The sequence below is a fragment of the Providencia sp. PROV267 genome (assembly GCF_028477825.1).
Classification (GTDB): Bacteria; Pseudomonadota; Gammaproteobacteria; order Enterobacterales; family Enterobacteriaceae; genus Providencia; species Providencia stuartii.
Genome location: NZ_JAMPLX010000023.1, coordinates 132,392 through 145,193 on the forward strand (window position 1 = coordinate 132,392; position 12,802 = coordinate 145,193).

Below are 12,802 nucleotides of genomic sequence, written 5' to 3' on the forward strand. Positions count from 1 at the left end.
ATAATCAGAATGGTAAAAAAAAGATAAAGTTACCCTGATAAATAATTAATCAAAAAATACTTGATAAATTTATTTATTCAATTTAGTCTTTATTTAATTAATACAGCTATGACTAATAGGAGCCTTACTTTTCATTAATCCATATCAGTAAATCACTTAACAACCAGGCACAGGATTTAGGGCCTAGCTGCTTACGTTTAGGGAATTTACCTTCCCGTTCTAGTTTCCATGCGGTTGTGCGGGATATCGATGTGATTATTTTTCGCTCTTTTTCACGAACTAGGCGATCACGAGGTTCTCCATAACGTTTAAGAAGCTCCATACGTAACGTTGAGTTTGGGGTATTTGTATCCATTGTTATCTTTTCTTAGCAAATTTATTGGGTACGTATATAGTGATATAAATAACGGTAGCTTGGCAATCGATTGAACCCTTATTAAAGAATGGATTTTCAACTTATTGTTTTATTTGTTTTTATTTTTTACTTTGAGGTTTTTTGGGGATATTTGGATGACGAGATATTGGGAAAGTAGCCATGGACATTTGAAGAAAAAGGTATGGCAAACCACTAAATAATACTATGAGCTTAACGGAGGAAATTTGTGTGTGATAAGTATTTAATCGGACACCATTATATCTAATTATGGGTAAATGAGAGGTGATATCAAAGACAATAAGTTAGTATATACACTATTAACTTGAAGATGCATTTTTCAGCATCTGGAAGTTCTCATTAATACGATCAGTCAACGTCTCGGTGATGAACGGTATTTATAGCTGAAGAAGCAATGGATTCTTTTTGGCTGAGAGGAAGTGGCGGTTGTGCCTCAGCTGCTTAATCACCGGCTTGCTGTTTCAAGGCGCTGTAGGTTTTCACGAACATCTGCTGAGCTTTTGCGCTGAACTTATGCGGCACACCCTAGGGTCTTCGGTAACTGAAACTGTTGCGGTGCAGCCACTTGTTCATGTCCAGCACGGTGTAGTGGACATCCCACCATTCTTAGGCTTCAGCTTTTCGTTATTAAACTAGTCCTACTGGTGGCTACGGACTATCGTTTCATTAATACGCTGGGATTGAGCCTCTGATACCGCTTGACCAGCCTTCAGCAGAAAGCAGTATGAACCGTATCCTGTCCTAGATTCTACGTACGGCCACGACATTTGCGATGCTGTGCTTCAAGAGTACGTTTCTGTTCAGAACTGAGTTCAATATTTATATTGTCAGCATGCCCCTTATTTTGCATAAAATTAAGCAACTTCAATGAACGCGGGTATAGTTGATAATATCATTTCTTACGAATAAATTTAAATTAACCCCTCCTTTCTGAAATTGTAATAAAAAGGAGGGAAGCGGTTATTTTGTTTTTTTTATTAATTTTATTTCTGGATAAGAATTTACCCATCCTGCAGTGGTTGCCTCATTAAATTTAATTTTATTTCCTTTTTTTTCTGAAAGTAAATTTAAGTCTTTATTAAACTCAGTAGAACTATAACTTCTATTTTTAGAACTTTTCAATTCGTAAAAATCATCTGATAGCTTTTTGTAAAGAATATAAATGGCTTCACTTTGCTGAGCGGATGTTCTACTTTTCCCTTTATTAATATCGGGATAGGGTCTCCATTTGTTTTTTTTAGCTAAAGTTAAAAAAGTTTTCTCTAAAATATAAAATTCGCCTATAGCCACTTTTTCTTTTTTAGGTAAAGTGATTAAATCAAAACTATGATATTTAAATATATCTCTATCATTATCATTAATGATTCTATCTATATCTGGAATTCCAGAAATCATTAATTCTTTGAATTGTTCATCGTGCATAGATATATTAATGCCATCGAAAGAATCTCCTATTATATGATATACATCATTTGTATAATTAACACTACCTTTTATTTGTAATGGCCAATAACCTGATATTAATCCTTTTATTTTATATCTGTAATTTATATTTAAATCCATATTGAGTGATTCGCTTACTAATTCTAATTTGTATCTTTTGTCAAACGTGAAACTTTGAAGCTTGTTCTTTTTAGAGTTATAACATGATACTAGTTTTTCTATATCACAGGTAGTCGGTGATTTCTCTAGTTTTTCTTTCGAATTTAAATATAAAAAGCAGTCTTGATTATCATAGTGATAAAAAATATATATTCTATCAGTAAACCAGTATGCAAGGAGATCTCTGTAGTTAAAGTTATACTCATTGAGTATTTTCGATAATTTCAGAAATTTTATTCTTTTCATGATAACCTCATTAATATTATTGTGTTTTTTTATATATTACTATGAAAAATAAAATAGTCGTATTTTTATGAAAAATTTTTTGAGTGAAAGCTCCTTTGTGTGAGGTTTTTAAGTTATTTGTAATGATAAAACTCGATTTAATTCTTCTTCCCATAGGGATAAAGCTGCGCGTTTTTCATTTAGATAATCATATCTATCATAGTGTTTAGAACTGACGTCATTCAAAGCATGATTTTGAATTCTATCACGGATTTCTTTACTTATTCCAATTTCACCCATTAAGGTCTTACAGGTTCTGCGAAGGTCTCTTGCTGTGAAGTGTTTAAAATCTGGATGGTATTTCCTAAAGTAGCCAATTGCTTGTGCTAGGCTATCTGTTCTTGTTGGTCTTTTTCCATCTTTAGATAACGGAAAAATATAGTTACTATTGAGGTGAGAGGTGAGTTTTTGGATAGCTTCAAGCTCTGATAGTGCGGAATCTGTGAGAGGAATAAGGTGCTCGCGCTTATTTTTGGAAATATCAGATGTAATAAGTAGTGTTTTAGTTTTCCAGTCAATATTACCCCACTGACTTGCAATGAGTTCATAAGGTCGCTGTCCGCCTGTAAATATACATAGCCTAATTAAGTGTTGCATGAGGATACCAACACCAGAGGTTTCAGCTATTGAATTCATGATAAATGATAGTTCTTCCCAGTTTAACCATGTATTACCGACTTTTTCGGCAGCTGATTGTTTAGGTATCATTGAAACAGGATTTGACTCTAATCCAAATGTGATACCATTATTTGCATTCATAGGGTCGTTATCAGCCTTAATCCCAAAGTTAAAAGCAGCCATTAAATATGAACGTATCCGATTTGAATGTACAACCGCCCCACGTTGGATAATAGTACTTAACAGGTTTTTAATTTGGATTGGTGTTACATCCTTTGCCTTTGTGCCTCTAGGGATCTGCTCATAGCATTCTTTTTCCAGCCTTTTTAAGACATCTTGCCATGTACGTTTATTATCTTGTTTCATTTTATTAACATAGCCATGTATCAATTGCTCAAAAGAACCTTGGCTATTATTAAATTGGGCTAATTGCTGTTCTTCCTTTTTAAGGATATCTAATTCATTGGTTGGATCTTTACCCTCGCTGAGCCATAAACTATATGTTTTAGCAATTTCATTTGCAGTCGCTAGCTTCATTTCAGGCCATAGGCCAATTTGGATAAACTTTTCTTTTTTGCCTTTGTTTACATAATAGCGAAAGTAGAATACTTTTTTCCCAGAGGGTTGTACTTTGATACCAATGCGCCCAGTACCTCTCTGTGAACTTTGGTGCCAAGAATAGTAGGCTGAGGTTTTAGGCTTTAAAGCACGAATGGCTGTTTCGGTTAAATTCATTTGATTATCACCAATAATGTGAGAGACCTGATTATTATATCAGGTCAGGTAATGGGTCAGGTAGTGTTTGAACAATTAGGTATTAAAATAAACGAATGAGAACGTTTTTTTATTTTAATATTATGAATTTTAATAATAAAAAAACAGATTGAGAACAATTTAAGAAATGTGAGAACAAGTATTATGCATGACTCATAATCGATTGGTCACTGGTTCAAGTCCAGTAGGGGCCACCAAATTTTAGCTGTTAAATCAGCGCATTAAGCCACTTCTTAGCAAGTGGCTTTTTTGTTTCCATCCTATTCCTTTAGTCCAAGAAATCTCTTCACTGAAGTTCTCCCTATCTATTGAAAATAATGAATTTAAACTATTCGCTTTAAGATTAATTAGGTATCCGTTCCAGTTAAGAACCTAATGATAAAAGTATTTCTTTATGCTGCTAATGGGAGTTTGACTTCTACAAGATATGGTTTATTTTTATTTAATTGTCGTATATAGACTATCTATTTAAGGTTGGTTGAGTAATATTTATTTTTAAATGAGAAAGAAGTATTCCCATAATCATTAAAGCTATTCCTTTATGAGTGTTTAATTAATTATAAAAAGCACCATTGAGAATGTTCTTAATAGTGATCAGATTGATGGATTTTATAGGTGTTTCGTGATGACAACTTTGTTGTATGTTTAATCATGCACATTGGTTTAAAGAAAATATCCTCATAAAAATCACGATTAATTTTAAAAAGCATATATCTGTTAAGATTTTAAATTATATTATTAATTAAAATTTAAAGTGAGAAAGAAATATTTTTATATAAAGAAGTGTTTTTCTTGTTAATTGGTCTAATTTTTTATAATTAATGGAATTTAAAAATATATTATAGCATTTGTGTGGTGTTTAAATCTATTTAGTTATCCTTTATTGCGTTTTTGTAGGCTGTAATTGTAGGTTTTCGTATTTTTATAGTTGTTTTTACTTATGTGGTTATTGTTCTATGGTGAGATTAGTCTTAAATGGTGTTTTTTTATTTTTTTGAAATCTTTTGTAATAAGTTTGTTTTAATTTATTCTGACTTATTAAGTTCATGATTATTAATGAGTATTTTTAATTTTATAATTTAACTATTACAACTTTAAAGGGTTTTTTGGGAATTTTAAGCTATTGAATATTTAAAATTGCTGGAATATTATTAATCCCGAATTAGGTGTAACGACGATTGAAATATATTGTTTAAATTTAGTTTGCACATAAATGTATATAAAGTGTTGTCCTCCCAGGTTTTACTTTAATATGGTTGTTGTGCACTCTGAAGTTTAATTTTTTGTCCATGTTACTATTTCTACAATTACAATAATTTATTAACGCTTGGTTACTATATTTTGTGTTGTAGAAATAGTTTCTTTTTGAAAATAACTGTAGGAGTTAGGTAAAAAGCTCCTTAATGTTAAAGCGCCTACCTTAATCATACAATCATAATCTTATCAAGTTGACAAAAGCGAACTGAGAATGAGTGATTTTATATGTTCGTTATCGGTCGGTATATTTTTACAGCTATAAATATTTGAACGTTTCGATAAATAAATTGTTTTTGATAGCGACTATCTATTTGAATTGCTACCTTGGCGGTATTATTGTTTTCACACAGAAGGAAATGGTGCGATTGTCGTGATATAGCTAATTTAGCAACTTGAACTAGGGAACGAGTATTTCATTACTCAACAGAGGATATTGATAACATATCAGGTTCATGTAATCTCAGTGCTGAATTTTAACTTGGGGTCACTTAACGGGGTCTAGGCTAAAATAACACTGTATCTAAAGCTATCAATGCGTTAATTAACCATAGATGAATAGCAGGCAGTTCAAGTGAAAGCCTAAAGGCATTTCACAATAAGCCTTACCGATGAATAAAAAAATCAGCCGGTTGCAAGCACACAATACAATTCAAGAAAGCTACCGCACTGCTGATACTAGACCTTCTGTATAATTCGCGATAGCTCAAGTGCTGTGGGCAAATTTTATTGACCATGACAATTTTGAGAGAAAACCACTTTTCAATATTTCCTCATAAGACAAAATGAGCTTACTGAAAATGGATAGAGTCATACGTTATCATTAATGTGAAGAAAACCTCGACTTATCAAAAGTAAGAAAATTATTATTTTATAACTTAAATTATGACGTTGACTGTTTTATAAAGTAAGCAACTAAGGCGAATGAGCATAGGGTGCATAACGCTGCAAAACTAATAAAGGTCAACATTTGTGTCGAATTGACTAAAATATATCCACCAATGGCAGGGCCAATAGCCATTCCACCACCAATTACCAAATTTATGTTATTCATGAGCCTACCGCTGGTATCAAGCTGGGAGACCGCTCCCATAATAAAAGGTAAAACAAATGTCCATGTGAATTTAAACAATAAGGCGGCAACAATAAACCGTATTACGGTAGGTGAACCAATCAATAACAAGATACTTGTCATTAATAATCCATATCCTAAAAACACTAATTTATTGGTTTTAAACCGATTAGAAACAGTTGCCGCAATCACCGCACCAACCATACCTAAAATGGTGGCGATCGCTAAAATCTGACCATTCTCTTCAGCATCTAGCCCGCTATTTTGGCCAAATACACCTATGAATGTCCAAACTTGGCTCAAACAAATATAGAAAATGAGTATCGCAATAATGGCCATCGCCTTATTAATAAATGCATTTCGCGGGTGAGTTGATGAGTGATGATGTTGATCTTTTTCCATTATCACATTAGGAAATGCTCGAATTAATGGAAAAAAGATGACCATAAAAGCAGCGAGAATAAAGTAAACGATACGTAATCCGTAGAGTTCAAATAACGGTGGTAAGACAAGTAGTCCAAGTGTACCTAATGCGAGTTGACCTAAAACCCAAAAAGCGTACATGCGGCTCGGGTTTTCTGTTTTTCCGGCACATGAAATACACAGGATCATTAATGTACCACCAGCTAATGATGCTATGACGCGAAAAATTAACAAGGTGATATAGGTGGCCGCGAAAGCAGAGAGTAGGTTACCTATGATAAAAATAATGGCAGAGATAATGGCTATTTTTTGCCAATTAATACGGTTGATCCAATACCAAGCAGGAACAGTTGCAAAGCTCATAGCCCCTAATTCTGCTGAAAAAAGATAACCTATTTTATCGGCCGATAACTGCCATTGAGAGCCCAATTGAGTTGCAACTGCCGGCGCTGTCATCAAAATACCTGGGGCAATGGCCGCAAAAATAATAATTGCGAGTAGTAAACTCAATGAAGATTTTAGGATGACTTTTGGTGGCATGGCATTGACATCTTGTGTGTGCAGCGATTCGTTCATTTAAGCACCTCGTCAATAATAAGCAGTACCTTCGGTGAATGTTAATAAAAAGTTAATAATTACTTGTCGATTTTAGGGTGAAATAACGAAAGGTGACTATCATTCTTAAGAACGAAAAATAGGGCTTTTTTTGTTTTTTAGCGGCAACATCAAGAAATTTGCAGATTATCTGATAGGTTGAATAAACATACATTGGGAAAAGTTAATGGGATTTAAGTTCCCATTAACGTTTAAATAGAGAGGCTGTTTTAGAAATGTTCGCTATGCGATTTTTCTAGCGCGAAGCAGGCTTTTTCTAAGCCCCCTTTGCAGGCCAACTCAAAATAGTAGCGTGCCGCATAAGGAGAAGCATTTTCGACTTCACCTTTTTGCATGAGCCAGCCAAGGTTATATTGTGCATATGCATTGCCCTGTTCTGCTGCACGCATAAACCATTTCTGTGCTTGTTCAATGGAAACAGGAACTCCATCTCCTTGATAGTACATTAAGCCAAGGTTGAGCTGTGCATCTTTATCGCCCAGTTCAGCGCTGGTTTTTGTTTTTTCTGATTCTTCGAGTCGTTGACTTAACAAGTTTATATTATCAATCAAATTAAAATATTCATTTTTTCTTATTTCTAGATATGGGGTTTTATATTGCTTCTTAAAAATATCTAGCACTTAAATTTTATTGTTTAGCGATTTTTATCTCCATTTCGGTAGTTGAATTCCACTTTGAGCAATATCATTAATTTCATTCTAATTTATATTTTTCATCATTTTTTATTGTATTCATGAGTAAATGTCAATAGGTCAGAGGGGGGGCTTTTATTCAAGGATAGTGAATATGAAAAAATAAGTGTTGTAAAGATATTAATAGATAATTTGTATGGTGAGCAGCTATCTTCATAATATGATCTCGAAAATAATAAAGTGAGTGTCATATAATGATGATTTCTCTAAAGGTGATGAAGTTAGCAATAATGATTTTTTAATTAAGAATAGCTCTGTAAGAATATAAATAAAAAACGTGAAGTGAAAATAAACTTCTGTTTTATTTAATCCTAAACAATTAGTTTGATTAGAACAATATTACAGATATTGCAAAATATTATATCTAAAATTGAAGTGTTAATTAAAATTACCACGCTATTCAATACATTGATTTTATTGAGTTTATTTTATTTTGTTGGATTGATGGATTTTTCCATATATTTTTTTCGTTAAGTGTTATTACTTAACCTCTGAAAAAATATGAATTTCAGAATTATAAATCTAATTTTAAATCTTTTTGGGATTCTTGTAATATATAATTCTGGTCTAATTTGTATTCTCTTAATAGGAATGTTGAATGTACCAAGCTAATGTGGTTTTTTGTATTTGAATTACTCATTATTTGGATATTTAACTTATATCAATAACTGCTTGGTAGATATAGCTTTGTTTGATTTTGAGCAGCAGGTACAGTAAATTTATCTGCAACAGAGCAAGGCGTAAATATTTTCGTGCAAGCGGGCTTTAATAAATGAAGTTTGTTGTATCAGGAATTGAGGGCCTAATATGATAGTGGAACATGAAGTGTCAAAAAATATTTTTATGATTGCTGTTGGTAAAGAGATATTTCGTTTAAGGAAAAAGAGAGGGTTAACAGGAAAACAGTTAGCTGAAAAACTAAATGTCTCGCAGCAGCAAATATCTCGATATGAAAGAGGTGTGTGTAATATTAATGTTGATACCCTCTTTGTTATTTTGCATGAATTGGATTGTAGTTTAAGTAATTTCTTTAGTGCTGTTTATCTTAATGTTAATGATACAGAAAAAAAAGTTGGTTCTCATTATATTAATTTGTTTTTACCTCCATCTCCTTACTATAAAGGTGAGGATGCTTTTTCAGTAAAGATGAATAATTTGGTTGGCTAATTATAGTCGACCAAATAATAAACTATTAAAGATTTATGTTTAACTGAGAATAAAGAAAATACTTTCTGTTCTCAGAAAGTATTTTATTTGTTTTTATTTATTATTTAATAAATAAATTCTATTAATTATTTAACCAAGTGAGCTAATTAATAGCTTACTTTTTTTAGTGTTCATCGTAAAGGCGTAACCAATATGAAAAAGATTCTTTTAGCAACTCTGATTTCTGGCGCAATGAGCGCATCAGCTATGGCTGCTCCAGTCAGCGCAGGTCAAGGTACTGTGACATTCTACGGCTCAATCATTGAAGCCGCATGTGGTATCGCGCCAGAGTCTACAGACCAAACGGTTAACCTAGGTCAGGTAGCATCAGCACAATTAGCCGATGGTGGTACTTCTCGTCCAGTGCCATTCACTATTGAGCTGGTTGACTGTGATACAACCACGCTGACAGACAATACGGCGACCGTCACCTTTACGGGTGGTGTGAATCCTAACTTAGCTGATTCACTGGCTATTCAAGGTCAAGCATCTGGCGCAGGTGTTCAAATTGCAGGTCTGGGTGGTGTACCAGTGAAATTAGATGGCTCTGCTGGAACTGACTTAAAAATTCAAAATGGTGATAACTCACTGCTGTTCTCTGCTTATTTGAAAGGTGATGGCAAAACTATTGTTCCAGGTGAATTTACAGCACTCGCTAACTTCACAATGAGCTACGAGTAATCAGAACACTAGTGTGTTATTCAAAGGAGGGTAAAACCATGGGGTGTCAAGCTGTATTCGGATGGAGTGTATTACTCCTCACTACGAGTTTTACCTCACCTTTGGTGCACGCAGCTGGGCAAGGTGCAGGTACGGTGACTATGAACGGTGAAATCACCGATGCTGCCTGCACAATTGCCATGGAATCACGTGACCAAATCATTGATATGGGTGTGTTGCCGATTGGTACGATCCGTCAAGAAGGCCAAGGCCCCAAACAAGATTTTGAAATTCAATTAGTTAATTGTGATTTAGTCAAACACAGTGATCCGACTCAAACTTGGCGTGCCTTGCGCATGACCTTTGATGGACCTTCCGATAACGGGTTGTTTCAAGTATTTGGTGAAGCGCGCGGCGTAGGGTTACTTATGCAAGATGCACAATCGCGTCAAGTGGTACCGGGGGAAGCATCTCCGGAGCAAGATATTGTACCGCCGAGTATGCGATTAGCTTATCAATTACGGTTAGTCTCTGACTCTCGCCCACTAAGAGCAGGATATTACCAAAGCTTGATCCGTTTTAAAGTCGATTATTACTAATTAAGCCGGTTGAATTTATTTTTCTCTTTATTGTTATTGTGAATGTTCACGAGGGATATTTTTTATGTCTTCACCAAAGGCTACTTATTTTCGCCTTGCATTGCTGTCGCTGTCCATTGCGTTTGCTTTGGGTGAAAGCCAGATAGCATTGGCATCATCTGATGTTATCCAATTCAATATGGATGTATTGGATGTGGAAGACAAAAAAAATATCAATCTAGAACATTTTTCGCGTGCTGGTTATGTGATGCCAGGAACCTATAGCTTAGCGCTTAAGGTCAATGACGATACGTTACCAGAAGTGAAAGTACCATTTTATCCCCCTGAGAATGATCCTCAAGGCAGTGAGCCGTGCTTATCACCCGATATCACTGCCCAATTAGGGCTGACCGCAGACAGCTTGAAAAAGCTGACATGGTGGCACGATGACCAATGCTTAAAATTGGAAAGTTTGCCGGGAATACAGGTGCGTGGGGATCTCTCAACTTCATCCTTATACGTGAGTATTCCACAAGCTTACATGGAGTATACGGCTCCTAATTGGGATCCACCATCGCGTTGGGATGAAGGGATTGCTGCGATTTTGTTGGATTACAACATTAACGGTAACACTTATCGCCCGCACAACAAAGGTCATAATACCTACACCTTAAACGGTAACGGGGTGGCGGGGGTAAACTTAGGTGCATGGCGTTTTCGTGCAGATTGGCAAGGCCGTTTAAATCATGCAACAGGCTCAAACCAAGCTATCAATCGTGATTTTCAATGGAATCGATTTTACGCCTTTCGTGCGCTGCCGGCTCTCGGAGCCAAACTGATTTTGGGTGAAGATTACCTGAACTCAAATATGTTTGATTCATTCCGTTTTATTGGCGCCAGTTTGCGCTCGGATTTGAACATGTTGCCGCCGAATTTACGCGGTTACGCACCGGAAGTAACAGGGATCGCACAATCCAATGCGACGGTGACGATAAGCCAGCAAGGGCGTGTGATTTATACCGAACAAGTGGCACCGGGGCCGTTTCGTATTCAAAACTTGAGCGATGCGATTAGTGGTACGTTGGACGTCAAAATTGAAGAGCAAGATGGTACGGTACAAGAGTATCAACTCGATACAGCTAACTTACCTTACCTAACTCGTCCGGGACAGCTTCAATATAAGTTGGCATTGGGTCAGCCGAATGATGTTAACCGGCACAAAGAGGGTGATAACTTTATCACTGGTGAGTTTTCGTGGGGGGTGAATAACGGTTGGTCACTGTTCAGTGGTTTGCTTGGCAGCAAAAACTACCAAGCGATTTCAGCGGGTATTGGTCGAGACTTACTGGCGTTCGGTGCGTTGTCATTCGATGTGACTCAGTCGTTTGCGCGTTTGGCAGGTGAAAACACTATTAACGGTGGATCTTATCGTGTCAGCTACGCAAAACGTTTTGATGCTATTGATAGTCAAATTCAATTCGCGGGTTATCGCTTCTCGGAGCGAGACTTTATGAGTATGTCAGACTTCTTACAGGCAAGGAAAACAGGTATTCGTTATGGTGGTAGCAAAGAGCTGTACACCATTTCACTGAGCAAAAATTTCCGTGATATCGGTATGTCTGTGTATTTGAACTACAACCACCAAACCTATTGGGATCGACCGGAAAACAACTATTACAGCCTGACGTTATCCAAATATTTTGATGTGGGAACGATTAAGAATGTCAGCGTTAACCTGTCGGCAAACCGCAGTATGTATAACGGGGTGACGGATGACAGTATTTATTTATCGACCTCATTTCCGCTGAGTAATGGTGCTAATGTGGGGTATTCCTTAAATAGCAGCCGTTATGACACGGTCAATCGAGTGACTTACCATGACCGCATTGATGAGCGTACCAATTATCAATTGGGCGTAGGATCAAACCGTAAAGGAGCGAGTGGAACTGCGTATCTGACTCACCAAGGCGATACCGCGCGAGTCTCGGGTAATGCGAGTTACGCCAATAACCAATATACCGCGTTTGGATTATCAGCAACTGGTGGGATCACGCTGACGGCAGAAGGTGGTGGTGTACATCGCATGAGCATCCCTGGAGGAACCCGTTTACTGGTGGACACCGATGGCATTGCTAATGTGCCTGTCAAAGGGTTTGGAGCTCCGGTTACCACCAATATGTTTGGTAAAGCGGTGGTTGGTGACATGAACAGTTACTACCGCAGCAAGGCACAAATTGACTTGAACGCGCTGCCAGATGATGTGGATGCACAGCAATCGGTGGTGCAAGTGACCTTAACCGAAGGGGCGGTGGGTTACCGCGAATTTGCGGTTGTGGCAGGGCAAAAAGCGATGACGGTGTTGCGCTTACCGGATGGCAGTTACCCTCCGTTTGGGGCGCAAATATTCAATACAAAAGGCCAAAGCACCGGCATCGTAGGGGATAGCGGCAGTGCGTATATCAGCGGTATTGAACCAAATTCCCTAATGACCATACAGTGGGGAGACGAGGACGGATGCCAAGTGGCTTTCCCTGAGAGTATCGATATCAACAATCCATCGCTGTTGTTGCAGTGTACTCCGCTAGCAGCAAAGCAGTTAGCGCAGCGATAACACGCGTTAGCACGGTAT

9 protein-coding genes and 1 pseudogene are annotated in these 12,802 nt (G+C 36.6%); 4 read left to right on the forward strand and 6 right to left on the reverse strand.

Annotated features, from left to right (window positions below; translation table 11 throughout):
* Nucleotides 1–124 precede the first annotated feature (124 nt).
* The 6 genes and pseudogenes from PR709_RS15640 to PR709_RS15660 all read right to left on the reverse strand — a co-directional run bounded on the left by PR709_RS15640 (nucleotide 125) and on the right by PR709_RS15660 (nucleotide 7,588).
* The gene (locus PR709_RS15640) at nucleotides 125–355 is read right to left on the reverse strand and encodes a helix-turn-helix transcriptional regulator (RefSeq protein WP_115167879.1); all 231 of its coding nucleotides are present in this window, start codon (nucleotides 353–355) and stop codon (nucleotides 125–127) included.
* 483 nt (nucleotides 356–838) lie between these two features.
* Nucleotides 839–1,000: pseudogene (locus PR709_RS19605) on the reverse strand (helix-turn-helix domain-containing protein); the annotation flags it as partial.
* A 354-nt stretch (nucleotides 1,001–1,354) separates the two neighbouring features.
* A complete protein-coding gene (locus PR709_RS15645) occupies nucleotides 1,355–2,242 on the reverse strand; it encodes a hypothetical protein (RefSeq protein WP_115167877.1) in 888 nt (295 codons plus the stop codon).
* Between the two features lie 108 nt (nucleotides 2,243–2,350).
* On the reverse strand, nucleotides 2,351–3,634 hold the full coding sequence (locus tag PR709_RS15650; protein ID WP_115167876.1) for a tyrosine-type recombinase/integrase: 1,284 nt from the start codon (nucleotides 3,632–3,634) through the stop codon (nucleotides 2,351–2,353).
* A gap of 2,176 nt (nucleotides 3,635–5,810) precedes the next feature.
* Nucleotides 5,811–6,998, reverse strand: a complete 1,188-nt coding sequence (locus PR709_RS15655) for an MFS transporter (protein ID WP_272570989.1) — start codon at nucleotides 6,996–6,998, stop codon at nucleotides 5,811–5,813.
* 248 nt (nucleotides 6,999–7,246) lie between these two features.
* Nucleotides 7,247–7,588, reverse strand: a complete 342-nt coding sequence (locus tag PR709_RS15660) for a tetratricopeptide repeat protein (protein ID WP_014657599.1) — start codon at nucleotides 7,586–7,588, stop codon at nucleotides 7,247–7,249.
* Nucleotides 7,589–8,554: 966 nt separating this feature from the next.
* Here PR709_RS15660 and PR709_RS15665 point away from each other — a divergent pair.
* The 4 genes from PR709_RS15665 (at nucleotide 8,555) to PR709_RS15680 (ending at nucleotide 12,784) form a co-directional block, all read left to right on the forward strand.
* Nucleotides 8,555–8,896, forward strand: a complete 342-nt coding sequence (locus PR709_RS15665; RefSeq protein WP_223854670.1) for a helix-turn-helix domain-containing protein — start codon at nucleotides 8,555–8,557, stop codon at nucleotides 8,894–8,896.
* 192 nt (nucleotides 8,897–9,088) lie between these two features.
* Nucleotides 9,089–9,616 carry a fimbrial protein gene (locus PR709_RS15670; protein WP_014657601.1) on the forward strand — a complete coding sequence of 176 codons (528 nt, stop codon included), beginning with the start codon at nucleotides 9,089–9,091 and terminating at the stop codon, nucleotides 9,614–9,616.
* Between the two features lie 38 nt (nucleotides 9,617–9,654).
* The gene (locus PR709_RS15675; protein ID WP_060561394.1) at nucleotides 9,655–10,194 is read left to right on the forward strand and encodes a fimbrial protein; all 540 of its coding nucleotides are present in this window, start codon (nucleotides 9,655–9,657) and stop codon (nucleotides 10,192–10,194) included.
* A 64-nt stretch (nucleotides 10,195–10,258) separates the two neighbouring features.
* Complete coding sequence (locus PR709_RS15680; protein WP_272526213.1) at nucleotides 10,259–12,784, forward strand: outer membrane usher protein; 2,526 nt, start codon at nucleotides 10,259–10,261, stop codon at nucleotides 12,782–12,784.
* The last annotated feature ends 18 nt before the right edge of the window (nucleotides 12,785–12,802 follow it).